Raw genomic sequence first — 14020 nt, 5'->3', positions numbered from 1 at the left:
GGAGCGGAGGGAAGAGGGAGGCTGGAGAAGCGGAGCGCTCGCCTTTGTCCCCGGATTTCATCCGCCAAGCGGTATGAACAAGAAATCTGGGGACAACAGCGATCGGAAGCCCCCTCTTCCTGCAGCGACCACGCCTTCGTTGGCGGATGCACCATCTTTTGCGTTTTCAGTGGCCTCCGCTGAGCGTGAGGGTTTTTTTGCAGCAGTAGATGTTCATGGAAATAAAATTCCTTCTAAATTCCTGTCGGCAAGCAGGAAGATGGGCTGCGTGTGGCAAATTTAATAGATAAACGTCAAAAACGGTCGAGGAATGTCTATCTTTGGTCTAATAAGGGGGAAGAACACAGTGCAGCTGCAGCACAATGATATTATTCTTTTTCAAGGTGACAGCATTACAGATGCAGGCAGAAACCGCAGTGAGTCCAGTAGCTTGGGGACAGGCTATCCACTGCTTATCTCGGCGCTGACAGGTCTGAAGCATCCGGAGCTGAACCTGCAGTTCCTGAATCGGGGCATTAGCGGGGACCGCGTCGTGAACCTGCAGGAGAGATGGCAGGGAGATTGCCTGGAGCTGAAGCCGACCTGGGTGTCGGTATATATCGGGATTAATGATTGCTGGCGCCGATACAGCAGACAGGATGAAACGCCGGCGGCGGCTTTCAAAGCGGGCTACAGGGAGCTGCTGGAGCGGACGCAGGAATCACTGGGAGCCAAGCTGATTTTGATGGAGCCGTTTGTGCTGCCTGTGCCGGAGGATCGCCGCGCTTGGCGCGAAGATCTGGATCCCAAGATCCATGCTGTGCGGGAGCTGGCCGCCGAATTCCAAGCGCTGCTCGTTCCGCTGGACGGTCTATTCAACGCGGCAGCTGCACGCCGGGAGCCGGCATACTGGGCGCCGGACGGCGTTCATCCATCACCGGCTGGCCACGGGCTGATCGCGAAGTCCTGGATGGAGACCATGGGCATTCTCTAGAGGTCAATGACTTGATTTTTGTGTTTTTTTGAGCTTATGCTGGAATGCGTTAAAGTGACGCAAAAAAAAGTATTGACTCCCCCTTCTAAATCCGATAGGATTACTTGTAATAAAAAGAGATCAGTCATATTGAGGGGGAGAACCAGCATGAATGTTAAGAAACCATGGGTGAAGCTGTCCGGCTTGCTATTGTCGGCAGTGATTCTCACAACGGGCTGCGGACAAGATTCCGCCGGCGAAAGCAGAGGCTCCAGAGCAGACATTGAGAATCTGCCAGCAGCCATTGCAGAGAAAGATGATATGAAGCTTATGATCATCCGCAAGATCGGCGGAGATGATCACACAGCACAGTTTTTGGCGGGTGCGAAGCAGGAAGGTGAAGCACTTGGCTTTAAGGTAGATACCTTTACAGCGAATAATGATGCAGCTAAATTCCATGATGCGGTTGCTCAAGCGGCTGGTAACGGCTATGATGGTATCGTATTGTCTCATGGTGACGACCCTGCTACCGTGGAGGATGTCAAGGCTCTTGCTGCTAAAGGGATTCCGGTTGTAGCGTTTGACTCGGTACCGGAGCTTGCAGAAATCGAGGGTGTAACTGTGACTTCCCAGGATGATGAGACACTGGCCAAGCTGTCGCTGGATCGCCTGGTAGAAGAGCAGGGCCCTGACGCTAATATCGTCTATCTGTGGGTAGATGGATTCCCGCCAATGGTTCGCCGGAATGCGGTATATCAAGAAACCCTGAAGAGCAATCCGGGCATCAAAGAGATTGAACGCTTTGGCGTAGCGAGCAGCGATACTTCTATAGAAACACAGAATGCTGTAGCGGCTATGCTGACGAAGCATCCGAAAGGCGAGATTGACGCAATCTTCGCGACTTGGGACGCCTTCGCGATTGGCGCTGCAAGAGCGATCAATGAAGCCGGACGCAATGAGATCAAGATCTACGGCATCGACGTATCTAACGCGGATCTTGAAATTATGCAGAAGCCGGACAGCCCATGGACAGCTACGGCTGCGGTGGATCCCAAGACCATCGGCGCGGTGAATGTACGTTTGCTGGCGAAGAAGCTGGCCGGTGAAGAGACGCCTTCCACGTACAGCCTTCCCGCCACACTGATTGACCAGGCGAGCCTGGCAAAGTCTGAGGAGCCTGTGAATATGAGCAGTCTTGCGAATTTGATTCCTGGCTGGGGAACCAGCACGGATTTTGAAGAGGACTGGATGAAAGCCTTGAAAGAAGTTTACGGTAATTAATATGCCGCCCGGCGCTCTTATCCAATAGGATAGGAGCGCCCATTTTAATGAGGGGAGAAGGTGAATCATCATGTCAGGCACCCGTCTGTCTGCCGAACCGCAAAGGAAGGATACGGCAGCCCCGTTGCTGGAGATGAAGGGCATCTCGATTTCATTTCCGGGAGTAAAGGCGTTATCGGATGTGAATTTTGAACTGCAGGCCGGAAGAGCCCATGCGCTGATCGGCGCGAATGGAGCCGGCAAATCCACCCTGATGAAGATTCTGGCAGGTGCGTACAGCCACTATAAGGGTGAGATTGTGGTGGAGGGCAGCAAGGCTGTCATTGCTTCACCGCGAGATGCTAAGGATCTCGGCATTCAGGTTGTGTATCAGGAGGTCGATACGGCTCTGATCCCGAATCTGACTGTTGCCGAGAACATTATGCTGGAGTCTATGGTACATAGCATGAAGGGAAGCCATGTCATCCGCTGGCAGGCACTGCACGAGCAGGCGCAGGCCGCACTTGCGCGGATGAATGTCTATATCTCCACACGAAAGCTCGTACAGGAATTGACCCTGGCGGAGAAGCAAATGGTGCTGATTGCCCGTTCGGTGATCAAGCAATGCCGCATTCTGGTGCTGGACGAGCCGACAGCACCGCTGAGCCGCAGCGAAACAGATCAGCTCTTCAAGCTGGTGCGCAAGCTGAAGGGAGAAGGCGTCAGTGTCATCTTCATCTCCCATCGTCTCCCGGAGTTGTATGAAATCTGTGACGATATTACGATTCTCCGAGACGGTCAGCGGGTAACCTCTGATGTCATCCACAACCTGACCCAGGAGGAGATCGTCGAGCATATGCTGAATGCCCGGATGGAGCAGCAGTTTCCGCTTCGCAAGAAGGTGAAGGGGGAGGCTGCCTTGACCGTCAGTCATTTGTCCGACCGCGAAGGCAAGGTCAGTGATGTAAGCTTCACGATGCACCAGGGAGAAATTATCGGCCTGGCCGGACTCGTTGGTGCTGGGAAGACCGAGCTGTGCCGGGCCTTGTTCGGGGCTGCCAAGCATTCCGGCGAGGTGGTGCTGAATGGCCGCAGGCTGCGGATTTCAACCCCGCACGATGCAGTGCGCCAGGGGCTGGCGCTGGTGCCGGAGGAACGGCGGCGCGAAGGCATTTTTGTCGAGGAATCGGTATCCGTGAATCTGACGGCAGCGATGCTGTCGAGGTTCTGCCGGTGGGGCTCCTGGATCAGCTTCAAGAAGGAGGCGCAGTCCTCCGAGATGATTATCGACAGCCTGGGGATCAAGACCCCGGGCGGCCATACGAAGACGGGGAGCTTGTCCGGCGGCAATCAGCAGAAGGTAGCCATCGGCAAGTGGCTGCTGGTAGATGCCGATGTTTACATGTTCGATGAGCCGACCAAGGGAGTGGATGTCGGCGCGAAGCGGGACATTTTCGAGCTGGTGGCGGAGCTGGCGGCACGCGGCAAATGCGTGCTGTACGCTTCCAGTGAGCTGTCCGAAATCATGGGCATTTCCGACCGGGTCTACGTCATGTATGACGGCCGGATTGTCAAGGAGCTGGAAACATCGAACAGCAGCGAGGAAGAGCTGCTTCTGTATTGCACTGGAGGGGGATTAACGACATGAATACATCAGCGGGTGCCCGGAACAAGCCGGCACAGAGCGCATTTGATTTTTTGTACAAATATGGAACCTTGATCACGGTCGTCGTGCTGATTGCGGTATTCGGCCTTTTGAACGAGAACTTCCTCAGCTCGGGAAACGTCATTAACATTCTGCGCTCAATCTCCATTGTGACCATTATTGCCGTGGGATTGACGGTATCTCTCGCGGTTGGGGGCTTTGATCTCTCCGTCGGCTCTACAGCCTCGCTGGCCAATGCGCTGGTCATTTCCTTCTTCGTCTGGCACGGGCAAAATATAGGCGTCGGCATCGTGCTGACACTGATCTTCTGTCTGGTGGTCGGCGTGATTAATGCGTTTCTCGTCATTAATTTCAAAATTCAGGATATGCTGATGACGCTGGCCACGATGTTCGTGTTTCAGGGCGTCGCCTTAACCTATACACGGGGTGCTACCGTATCGCAGAACATGATTATGCCAAGCGGTGAGTACGCTGAGGGCCGAATTCCCGGATTATTCGAAAAAATCGGCCAAGTGCCATGGATCATCGTTATCATGCTGCTCGTCGTGGTCATCGTGCACCTGTTCCTGACCTACACCAAGCACGGCCGCTACATGTACATGATCGGCGGCAATCGTGAGGCTGCCGAGCTGTCCGGCATCGCGGTCAGCCGGTACCGGCTGACGGCGTACCTGCTTTCGGCACTATTTGCTGCCATCGGCGGAATCATCCTGGGTGCCCGCGTTATGAACGCGGAGGTCAATGCAGGCGGTCCGTATTTAATGGATGCTGTAGCGGCCGCCTTTATCGGCTATTCCGTGCTTGGGTCCGGCAAACCGAATGCGCTGGGAACCTTTGTCGGCGCTGTGCTGATCGGGATTCTGCAGAACGGCCTCATTATGATGTCGGTTCCTTACTACGCTATGGATATCGTGAAGGGCTCCGTGCTGGCGCTGGCGCTTGCGGTGACGTATTACAAGAAGAAGCATTAAAGAGATCAGGCCGTCTTTTCCAGAGACGGTCTTTTTGCCGTCTTTTTACACATCTCTGCGGTAAGAGATTTAGCTGCCGGTCATTGACGGCTGGGAGCGGTATTCATTATGCTAGGAGAAGCTGACATGAATGCACAGCATTTTGTTGAAAGGGGATCACCGTGAGAAAGACGACCTTTGTACAGCCGGACCCTCAGAGCTGGCTGCAGACCTTCCATTTTGCATTTCCTATCAGAATCCGTTACTGTGAGACCGACATGCTCGGACATGTGAATAACGTGAGCTATTTCATGTACTTCGAACAAGGGCGGATTGAATATTTTGAGCATTTGGGACTGACGGAGGAGCTGTTTAGCCAAAAGGCGGTTTCTGTGGTTGCAGACCTGGAGTGTCAGTATCTGGCACAGCTCTATCTGAAGGATCCGCTGATGCTGCATGTGAAGGTAGCGGAGATTGGCCGCTCCTCCATGGACGTGCAGTATGCGGTGGTGGTTGAGGATCAGCTGAAGGCGGCCGGACGTGGAACCATCGTGCTGATCGACACCGAAAGCGGCAAGAGCAAGCCGGTTTCGGAGCATGCCCGGAAGATCATTGAACACTTTGAAGGACGAGCCCCGGCTTAAAGAGACCTCCCGGAAATTGATCATGGAAAGGATGCGTTGTGATTGTTACAAGTGCGATTCGGAATTATTGGAACCAACTGGATTACAGAACGTTTTATTCAGGCCGCGATGGAGAATGACCGGTTTACCTTGACTGCCGTGTACTCCCGGACAGCGGAGAAGGGTTCAGAGTTCGCTTCGAAATATGATCCTCGTCCGGCGGTATATACAGACATCTCGGAAATGGCTGCGAGCCCCGATGTGGATGCGGTGTATATCGCGAGTCCCAATTCGTTTCACGCAGAGCAGGCCATTCTGTGCATGAAGGCAGGCAAGCATGTGCTGTGTGAGAAGCCGCTGGCTTCTAATACTGCCGAGGTTCAGGCGATGGTGGATGCTGCCCGGAACAGCAACGTGCTGCTCATGGAGGGCATGAAGTCCACACAGATGCCGAATTTCAAAGCGGTTCGCGATCATTTGTACAAGCTGGGGCGTATTCGGCGTTATGTGGCTTCATATGGCCAATATTCTTCGCGCTATGATGCTTTCCTTGCAGGCACGGTGCTCAATGCGTTCAACCCGCAGTTCTCCAACGGCTCGCTGATGGATTTGGGCGTGTACTGCATCTACCCGGCGGCTGTGCTCTTCGGCAGACCGGAGTCCATCAAGTCGGAAGGGATTCTGCTCTCCTCCGGTGTGGACGGTGAGGGAAGCCTGCTGCTGCGCTATCCGGAGATGGATGCCGTGATCATGCATTCCAAGATCAGCGACTCCTATTTGCCGGCCGAAATCCAAGGCGAGAACGGGACGATGGTCATCGACAAAATCAATCAGCCGTACAACGTCAAGATTCATTACCGCGACGGCACGATTGAAGAGATCACACAAACCCAGACGCATGAGTCCATGTACTATGAGCTGGATGAATTTATCGACGTGCTGGAAGCCGGCAAGCGGGAGAGTGAGATCAACTCGCATGAGGCCTCCATCATTACCGCGGAAATCGCGGAGGAAGCAAGGCGCCAGATCGGTCTGGTGTATCCTGCCGATCAGCAGGCCGCAGACAAGTAAATTATGAAGTAAAGCCGCTGATGGCGCTTACCTGCGTCAAGCGGCTTTTTTGTGTGTAAAAAATGGACGATAATGACAATCTATTCTCTATGCACTCAAATTTTGTATGGATATATGACAAATGTCATCCCTTGTTCTTGACGTTTATGACTGTGGAGCATGACAGGTCTTCACTATAATGTAAAGTAGAAAAGTATGCTGTGGAACCTTGGATCCCGGCTGCGCTATATTTTGAGGAGGAATTCATCATGGCTCAGGCTAATTCACTGTCCCATCTAAAGAAAAATGTCGCTCCCTACGAAAATATTGATACGAAGGCCAGCATTCGGCAGCTCATCAATACGCTGCTTCCATTGGTCGTCCTATGGTATTTGGCCTATCTAAGCCTGTCGGTATCGTACTGGCTGACACTGCCGATTGCTATGGTAGCGGCCGGCTTCGTGGTTCGTACCTTTATCATTTTTCATGACTGCTGCCACCAATCCTTCTTCAAAAGCCGCCGGGCCAATGAAATACTAGGCACGATTACCGGTGTCATCACGCTCTGTCCTTACCAGCAATGGAAAACAACACATTCCATCCACCATGCAACGAGCAGCAATCTCGATAAGAGAGGCATCGGTGACATTTGGGTGCTGACCGTAAGTGAATATGAGCAGGCCTCGTTCTGGACGAAGGTTCGTTACCGTATTTACCGGAATCCGCTGGTTATGTTTATCTTGGGACCGATCTTTATCTTCGTGATTGACTACCGCTTTAACCGCAAGGAAGCGAAGCGCAAGGAACGGATCAGCACGTACATTACGAATCTTTCTCTGGTTGGATTGTATGCATTGCTGTGCTGGGCAATCGGCTGGGAAGCGTTCCTGCTGGTGCAGGGTCCGGTCTTCCTGTTCTCCGGGATGATGGGCATCTGGCTGTTCTACGTACAGCACCAGTTTGAAGATACGTACTATGAGCATGATGAGGAATGGAGCTATGTGAACGCAGCGGTGGAAGGAAGCTCTTACTACAAGCTGCCGAAGGTGCTGCAATGGATTACCGGTAATATCGGCTTCCACCATGTGCATCATCTGAGCCCGAGAGTGCCGAATTACAATCTGGAGAAGGCGCATAATGCCACACCTCCCCTGCAAAAAGCAACGACCATCACGATGCGCACCAGCTTCAAAGCGCTCAGCTTCCGTCTATGGGATGAGGAAGCAAAGCTGTTCATCAGCTTCAAGGAGCTGCGGCAGCGCCGGCGGCAGAAGCAGCTGGATTCCGAGCGTGCGGTTACGAAGCTGAAGACAGGCACGAATTAAGACGGTAAACCTTGAATATCATTCATAACAAACGGTGGAATATGTTACTATATAAGATGATCAAGATGCGAAAAGGTGGGCGCCCAATGCAAAAGTGGTACCAGATTTTCCAGAAAAACACGGGGCTAAATCCTTACGTGTGGGTCGTCTTTTATATTCTGCCGTTTTATTTTATTTTCCGTTCGACCTCGACCTATCAGATTGTTATCGGTATTGTCATGATTTTGGCGTTCTTCTGCTGCTACGTGCTGTCGTTTCAGGCCAAGGGCTGGTTGATTTATTTCTGGACGAGCGTGCAGATTTTAATTTCGGTTACGATGTCTTTGCTCTTTGGCTATGTGTATTTCTCTTTATTTCTGGCCTTTTTCATCGGGAATATCCGGAACCGGGCCGGCTTCTTCACGCTGTACACCATCCATCTCATTGCTACGATTCTGACGGTCAACTACGGCTTTGTCTCCAAAAACCCGTTCTTTATCACGCAGCTGCCGTTCGTGCTGGTCAGTGTCGTAGCTGTGGTGCTGCTGCCGATCACGACGTTTAACCGCAACAACAATGACCGCCTGCAGGTTCAGCTGGAGGATGCTAACAAGAAAATTTCCGAGCTCGTCAAGCTGGAGGAGCGGCAGCGGATTGCAAGAGACCTTCATGATACGCTGGGACAGAAGCTGTCCTTGATCGGATTGAAGAGTGATCTCGCCGGCAAGCTGGTCATGAAGGATCCCGGCAGGGCTCAAGAGGAGATTCAGGATGTGCGCCAGACCGCGAGACTGGCCTTGAAGGAGGTCCGGGAGCTGGTCACCCAGATGAGGGGGACGCGGCTGGTGGATGAGATGTTCCGGATTCGGCAGATTCTCAAGGCGGCGCAGATTGAGCTTCATCTGGATGGAGATGCGGAAGACATCAATCTGTCATTGATGAACGAAAATGTACTGAGTATGTGCCTGAAGGAAGCAGTGACGAATATTGTCAAGCATAGCACTGCCCGGGAATGCTGGATCAGCGTCAAGCCGAATGCAACCGAGCTGGTTGTGTCCGTGCGGGACAACGGTGTCGGGTTCTCAGGCGAGAGAGCTTACACCCGGGGAAATGGCCTGCGCGGCATGTGGGAGCGGCTGGAGTTCGTAAATGGAAGTATGGACATCAAGTCGGACCATGGGACCCTGCTTACACTGAGGGTGCCTCAGGTGTTGAAACAGCCCGGGAAGGAGGCAGGGATATGATTACGGTCGTCATTGCAGAAGATCAGAGGATGCTGCTGGGAGCACTGGCTTCGCTTCTGGATCTGGAGGAGGATATGCAGGTAGTGGGAACGGCTGGTAACGGAGAGGATGCGGTCAAGCTGGTGCATCTTCGTCAGCCGGACATCTGTATTATGGACATTGAAATGCCTCTGAAGAGCGGACTGGAAGCCGCCGAGGAGCTGCGGGGGCAAGGCTGCAAGATTATGATTCTGACAACCTTCGCGAGACCGGGGTATTTCGAGCGTGCCCTGAAGGCAGGAGCCCATGGCTATCTGCTGAAAGACAGTCCCAGTGAAGAGCTGGCTACGTCGATCCGAAGCATTATGCAGGGTCGCCGGATCTATGCGCCGGAGCTGGTGGATGAAGCGTACGGGGAAGAGAATCCGCTGACCCCGCGGGAGAAGGAAGTGCTGGGGCTGATCGCTGACGGCAAGAACACGAAGGAGATCGCCAGCGAGCTGTTTCTGACGACCGGCACAGTCCGTAATTATATCTCGGTCATTCTGGATAAGCTGGGTGTCAGCAACCGGATTGAAGCCATTACACGCTTTAAGGAAAAAGGCTGGTTCAAGTGAAGCCTCCCCTGAAGAAGTGAGCGGCATCCTATATAAGAGCAGGTCTGCAGGATAAACCGGGCGGACGCTGCTCTTTTTAATGTGGGTTGAGAAAGTGAGCTACATGCTCCTGGAGAGCACAAGCGCACCGTATGCAAAAGCAGCCAGGATGACGAGGGCCGGATGGAGCTTGCGAATGTTCATCGCCCAGAAGGCTGCAGCAGCAATGCCAAGGCTCTGCAGCAGGCCGATGGAGGCCGCAGAGCTTTGGGCCATCTGCCAGGTCAGCACGGCCATCATGATGGCGATCACTGGCTGAACGAGCAGGGTCATGCCCTTGACGACCGGTGAGGTCCGGTGCTTCTGCAGCACCTTCAAGAGGATGATGAGCGCTGCCGCAGATGGAACCACGGTGGCCGTAAGTGCAGCGGCAAAGCCAACCCAGCCGGTCACCCCATATCCCACGTAGGCCGCGATCTTGGTGGCAATCGGACCAGGCAGTGAATTGCCGAGCGCGAGCATATTGGAGAACTCGTAATCACTCAGCCAGCCCCGCTGCGCCACAATATACTCATACATAAGCGGGATGGATGCCGGGCCGCCGCCATAGCCGAGGACGTTGGACACCAGAAAGCTTATAAATACCTGAAGCCATTCCAAGGCTATTCCTCCTTCCGTGCTGCTCGCTGCCGCTTCCAGCGGGCGAGGAGCTTGTAGTGCATAGCCCCGTAAGCCAGAAACAGCATAATGACGACGGCGGGGTGAAGCTGGATCTGCTGCAGCAGCAGAAAGGCAATGATAAAAGAGAGACTGCCGGCAGCAAGGCCAAGTCCCTTGACGGCCTTTTCCCCGAATTCATAGGCCATGGTGCCGAGCATAACGGCGATGACCGGGGTCACGCCCGCAATCATGCCGGCAATGATGCTGGAGCTGCTGAGCACCTGGACGGCCGAGAACAGGGCAATCATGGCGAAGCAGGTCGGCAAAATATGTGACAGTACAGCGATGATTGCACCCGGGGTCTTTTTTTGCTGGTAGCCAAGGTAGGCGGCCATCTTAGTAGCGATGGGTCCCGGAAGAGCGTTCGCGAGTGCCAAGGTTTCTCCGAACTCATCGAGGCTCAGCCATCCGTAACGGACGACAGCCTCATGGCGGATCAGCGGAATGACCGAGGGCCCACCCCCGTAGCCCAGAATCCCGGTTCGAAGCATGGCCAGACTTAGCTGTATATATACGTTAGAGTTTGATTTCACCGCAAAAATTCCTTTCTGTATCCTCTAATTTCATGAACCATTGCCGCACACGCTCTACCTCATCCTGCTCCATGCCCAAGATCTTTCCGTCATATTGGCTCGACAGCAGGCTGACATGGAACGAGCGCAGCCTGCGCTTACGCTGAGCACGGGTGCTTCTCACGGTGAAGCTGACGACCTGCGGCCGCCGGACATAACGAGTATGGCGGGCGAGCCGACGTGTACGGAGCGTGAGTTGTTTTTCGTGCAGCGACATACCAGCATCGCGGAACGCCCAGATCGCGTGAAGCAGGGACAAGGGCAGCAGCAGCAGTGACCACAGGCCGAGATCCTCAAAGATCCAGATGCATCCGGCACTCAGTGCTGCTGCAAGCATCGCATCAGATCTTATATAAAGCCACAGTGCCCGGCGGGGAGGCGTAGTATCTATAGTCTGGGCTTGAAACTGGGGCACGATGCTGTTCATCAGGCTGTTAACCTCGCTGAGCCGAAGCATCGGATGGAGGACAAGCTGCTTGTCGTCACCTGAGGTCAGGACGTGAAGCCTTACTTCACTGTAACGGAAGGGCTGGCGCAGCAGTCCCTCCTTGACGGTGACGGCTTGTACGCGCTCTGGAGAGAAAATCAGCTCCTTTCTCTCCAGCAGCCCACGGGTGACGACGATTTGACGTCCAGCGCGTTCTACCGTAAACCCGGCGTACTGCACTGTGTAGAGAATGGCCGACAGCAGCCAGGCCAGGATGAATGCAGCTGCGGCGGCGGTGATCCAGCTTCCGGACAAGAGCTGACCGGCTTCCCGGAACAATCGGTTGTACAAAGGGTCCGGCAGTAAATCGTCGGCCAAAGAGCCGATGGCTGCCAGAAACGCCAGGGCCAGCGAGAAGTTGGAGGAGGTCAGCGCGGCGAGCAGCAGCCTCCCCGGCGTCACTCGCAGCAGGACGGTACGTGCCTTCACCTCTCCAGGAGAAGAAGCCTGCTGACCAGCCTGATTCTCTGGAGGTTGTGGTTCAGGCTGCTCATTTCCCGGGAAAAGTGTCCCGGATGACTCCTCTTCAGCCTGCACATGCCGGGGCTCCTGCAGCCATAACTGCAGCTTTCGGGCTTCGGGCTTGGAGATGGCGGGAAGCTTGCCGCCGTCTTCATTCTTGCCGGAGGTTTCGATTTTGATCTGGGCCAGCCCGAGCAGCCTTTGAAGCAGCGGCTGCTCTACATGCACAGAGTGAATCCGGGCGATATAAATGGACTGCTCTTCCCGGAACCAGACTCCTTTTTGAAGCAATAGCTTGTCAGGCTTTAATTCGTAGGTAAACCGCCTCCATCTTCTCCAGCCGTAAAGCAGCAGCAGGATGAGCGTAACAACAAGGCTTAGCGAGCTCCACAGCCAAAAGACGGGCGGAAACGGATTGTCCCCCATCACTCGAACCAGCAGCAGCGCCAAAGCCGGCAGCAGTGTGCGGATCACGGAAGCCAAGGGGAAAAGGATATACCATCGGTGCAGCCGCTGCCGGGAATCCAGCTCAGACATCCTCATCCACCACCTGAGCCAGCTTTCCAATGACGGCCTTCAGCCGCTCTGCCTCTTCGCTGGATAGTGCCCGGATGACATGGGATTTGGCGGCCGTGACCACCTTGAGCTCTGCCAGTCCATAGCGGCGAAGCAGGGGACCGCTTTCCAGCTCTACATGCTGCACCCGGGTCATGGGAATGATCGTATCCCGCATAAAAAAGATCCCCGACGATATTTCCAGCTGCTCTGCCGATACCCGGAACCCGAAGGTCTCATGCCATAAGCGGGGTGCAGTAAGCACCAGCCACAGCGCAGCCGGGAGCGTCCCTGCAAGGGCGGCCCATCCGGGGAACAGCGGCCAGTCCTGACGGCCGGCAAGATAGAGATAGGCGGCTGCAAGGAGCTGGAATAAGGCGCTACCGCCAATGCTGTAGATTCGATATACTTTGACGGTATCGGGATGGCAGCGCTGCAGCGCCTCTACGTGTTCTGACATGTTCATCATCCTCCTGAAACCCAATGATTAACAACGGACCTGTCGCTTCGGAGCAGGCCGGATTGTCTCATTGTAGCATACGACATCCTCTTCCCGCTTCTGTTGAGACGAAGCGCTTCGCGGGGGCACCGAAGCAATAACAAAGCAGGCCGCGAATGGTGCTTCGCGGCCTGCTTTGTTATTGCTGCTTCAGTTCCTGCAGAGCTTCCTTCAGCTCGGGGTACCGGAAATGAAAGCCATGACGCTCCGCCTTCATCGGGATGACCCGCTGGCCATCCAGCAGAATCATGGACAATTCTCCGAGCAGAGCCTTCAGGGCAAAGCCTGGCACTGGCAGCCAGTGCGGCCGATGATATACACTACCAGCGGTCCGTCCGAATTCGTCATTGGTGACGGGATGGGGCGAGGCGGCGTTGACAGGACCTGAGATGTCGGACCGGGTGATGCAGAACTCGATGAGAGAGACCATATCCTGAAGGTGAATCCAGGACATCCACTGTCTGCCGCTGCCGATCTTTCCGCCAATGCCCAGCTTATAGGGAAGAATCATCTTCGGAAATGCACCGCCGTCCTGACCGAGCACGACGCTGATCCGCAGCTTCACCAGGCGCTCTGCCTCAATGCCATCTGCCGCCTCTTCCCACGCCTGGACGACACGGGACGGAAAGTCCATGACTCTCGCCGGACTGCTCTCGTCGAAGGTCTCGGTGTCGGAGGTGCCGTAAATCGCCATCGCCGATGCCTGGATTACAACCGGGGGAGGACTGGAGAGCCGGGCCATCAGCCGGGCAACGGCCTCAACGGTTTGAAGCCGGGATGACAGGATGCTCTTTTTTGCCGCTTCCGTCCATCGCTGACTCAGCGAGGAGCCGGCGAGATTGATCAAGGCGTCCAGGCCTTCCAGCGGCTCTGGCTGCTGCTCCATCTCATCCCAAGTCACATAGGTGATGCTGCGCTCTAGCTCAGTCTGCTCCTCCGAAGCGGGCCTGGATCTCGTCACCACCAGCACCTCGTGGCCTTCTGCAATCCACTTCTCACTCATGGCTTGACCTATAAATCCGGTCCCGCCGCATATTGCGACCTTCATCTGCCTTCCACCTGCTCTCTATATTCATGTGTAGTTTATCAAGTAGCGTTCAT

Annotated in this window: 15 protein-coding genes; 10 read left to right on the top strand and 5 right to left on the bottom strand. The window is 54.6% G+C overall.

The genetic code is table 11. The features are described 5' to 3' along the window. The 10 genes from JJQ72_RS09090 to JJQ72_RS09045 form a co-directional block, all read left to right on the top strand. Positions 1-283, top strand: a 283-nt coding sequence (locus JJQ72_RS09090) for a hypothetical protein (RefSeq protein ID WP_208203443.1), incomplete at its 5' end; no start/stop codon positions are given. 27 nt (positions 284-310) lie between these two features. After that, on the top strand, positions 311-973 hold the full coding sequence (locus JJQ72_RS09085) for an SGNH/GDSL hydrolase family protein (protein ID WP_208203442.1): 663 nt from the start codon (positions 311-313) through the stop codon (positions 971-973). A gap of 147 nt (positions 974-1120) precedes the next feature. Then, positions 1121-2233 carry a sugar ABC transporter substrate-binding protein gene (locus JJQ72_RS09080; protein ID WP_208203441.1) on the top strand — a complete coding sequence of 371 codons (1113 nt, stop codon included), beginning with the start codon at positions 1121-1123 and terminating at the stop codon, positions 2231-2233. Between the two features lie 70 nt (positions 2234-2303). Next, positions 2304-3860 carry a sugar ABC transporter ATP-binding protein gene (locus tag JJQ72_RS09075; protein WP_233281153.1) on the top strand — a complete coding sequence of 519 codons (1557 nt, stop codon included), beginning with the start codon at positions 2304-2306 and terminating at the stop codon, positions 3858-3860. Next, entirely contained in the window at positions 3857-4849 is a 993-nt protein-coding gene (locus JJQ72_RS09070; RefSeq protein ID WP_138224847.1) for an ABC transporter permease, read from the top strand. The genes JJQ72_RS09075 and JJQ72_RS09070 overlap by 4 nt, the downstream gene beginning before the upstream one ends. A gap of 161 nt (positions 4850-5010) precedes the next feature. After that, the gene (locus JJQ72_RS09065; RefSeq protein ID WP_138224848.1) at positions 5011-5472 is read left to right on the top strand and encodes an acyl-CoA thioesterase; all 462 of its coding nucleotides are present in this window, start codon (positions 5011-5013) and stop codon (positions 5470-5472) included. 51 nt (positions 5473-5523) lie between these two features. Beyond that, positions 5524-6522, top strand: a complete 999-nt coding sequence (locus JJQ72_RS09060) for a Gfo/Idh/MocA family protein (RefSeq protein WP_208203456.1) — start codon at positions 5524-5526, stop codon at positions 6520-6522. 248 nt (positions 6523-6770) lie between these two features. Further along, positions 6771-7826 carry a Delta(5) desaturase DesA gene (gene desA / locus JJQ72_RS09055; protein ID WP_138224849.1) on the top strand — a complete coding sequence of 352 codons (1056 nt, stop codon included), beginning with the start codon at positions 6771-6773 and terminating at the stop codon, positions 7824-7826. 86 nt (positions 7827-7912) lie between these two features. Next, on the top strand, positions 7913-9049 hold the full coding sequence (locus JJQ72_RS09050) for a sensor histidine kinase (protein WP_208203440.1): 1137 nt from the start codon (positions 7913-7915) through the stop codon (positions 9047-9049). Beyond that, the gene (locus JJQ72_RS09045) at positions 9046-9645 is read left to right on the top strand and encodes a response regulator transcription factor (RefSeq protein WP_138224851.1); all 600 of its coding nucleotides are present in this window, start codon (positions 9046-9048) and stop codon (positions 9643-9645) included. The genes JJQ72_RS09050 and JJQ72_RS09045 overlap by 4 nt, the downstream gene beginning before the upstream one ends. A gap of 99 nt (positions 9646-9744) precedes the next feature. Here the strand turns inward: JJQ72_RS09045 and chrA are convergent, their stop codons facing one another. From chrA to JJQ72_RS09020, 5 genes are all read right to left on the bottom strand, one after another. Continuing rightward, entirely contained in the window at positions 9745-10290 is a 546-nt protein-coding gene (gene chrA, locus JJQ72_RS09040) for a chromate efflux transporter ChrA (protein WP_481856831.1), read from the bottom strand. Next, entirely contained in the window at positions 10287-10877 is a 591-nt protein-coding gene (gene chrB, locus JJQ72_RS09035) for a chromate efflux transporter ChrB (RefSeq protein ID WP_347880732.1), read from the bottom strand. Before chrB ends, chrA begins: the two co-directional genes overlap by 4 nt. Continuing rightward, complete coding sequence (locus tag JJQ72_RS09030; RefSeq protein ID WP_208203439.1) at positions 10861-12402, bottom strand: PH domain-containing protein; 1542 nt, start codon at positions 12400-12402, stop codon at positions 10861-10863. The genes chrB and JJQ72_RS09030 overlap by 17 nt, the downstream gene beginning before the upstream one ends. Further along, complete coding sequence (locus JJQ72_RS09025) at positions 12395-12880, bottom strand: PH domain-containing protein (protein WP_208203438.1); 486 nt, start codon at positions 12878-12880, stop codon at positions 12395-12397. Before JJQ72_RS09025 ends, JJQ72_RS09030 begins: the two co-directional genes overlap by 8 nt. 178 nt (positions 12881-13058) lie before the next feature. Then, a complete protein-coding gene (locus tag JJQ72_RS09020) occupies positions 13059-13967 on the bottom strand; it encodes a TIGR01777 family oxidoreductase (RefSeq protein ID WP_208203437.1) in 909 nt (302 codons plus the stop codon). Positions 13968-14020 lie beyond the last annotated feature (53 nt).

Source organism: Paenibacillus sp. F411, from assembly GCF_017582705.1.
Lineage (GTDB): Bacteria > Bacillota > Bacilli > Paenibacillales > Paenibacillaceae > Paenibacillus_AQ > Paenibacillus_AQ algicola.
The sequence above is the reverse complement of the archived record's forward strand: the minus strand, read 5'-3'. Positions and strand labels throughout refer to the sequence as shown.

Excerpts from the sequence above, each read along its gene's own strand:
- JJQ72_RS09085 (WP_208203442.1), top strand. The coding sequence starts at position 311 with ATGTCTATCTTTGGTCTAATAAGGGGGAAGAACACAGTGCAGCTGCAG.
- JJQ72_RS09080 (WP_208203441.1), top strand. The coding sequence starts at position 1,121 with ATGAATGTTAAGAAACCATGGGTGAAGCTGTCCGGCTTGCTATTGTCG.
- JJQ72_RS09075 (WP_233281153.1), top strand. The coding sequence starts at position 2,304 with ATGTCAGGCACCCGTCTGTCTGCCGAACCGCAAAGGAAGGATACGGCA.
- JJQ72_RS09070 (WP_138224847.1), top strand. The coding sequence starts at position 3,857 with ATGAATACATCAGCGGGTGCCCGGAACAAGCCGGCACAGAGCGCATTT.
- desA (WP_138224849.1), top strand. The coding sequence starts at position 6,771 with ATGGCTCAGGCTAATTCACTGTCCCATCTAAAGAAAAATGTCGCTCCC.
- JJQ72_RS09050 (WP_208203440.1), top strand. The coding sequence starts at position 7,913 with ATGCAAAAGTGGTACCAGATTTTCCAGAAAAACACGGGGCTAAATCCT.
- JJQ72_RS09045 (WP_138224851.1), top strand. The coding sequence starts at position 9,046 with ATGATTACGGTCGTCATTGCAGAAGATCAGAGGATGCTGCTGGGAGCA.
- JJQ72_RS09030 (WP_208203439.1), bottom strand. The coding sequence starts at position 12,402 with ATGTCTGAGCTGGATTCCCGGCAGCGGCTGCACCGATGGTATATCCTT.
- JJQ72_RS09025 (WP_208203438.1), bottom strand. The coding sequence starts at position 12,880 with ATGTCAGAACACGTAGAGGCGCTGCAGCGCTGCCATCCCGATACCGTC.
- JJQ72_RS09020 (WP_208203437.1), bottom strand. The coding sequence starts at position 13,967 with ATGAAGGTCGCAATATGCGGCGGGACCGGATTTATAGGTCAAGCCATG.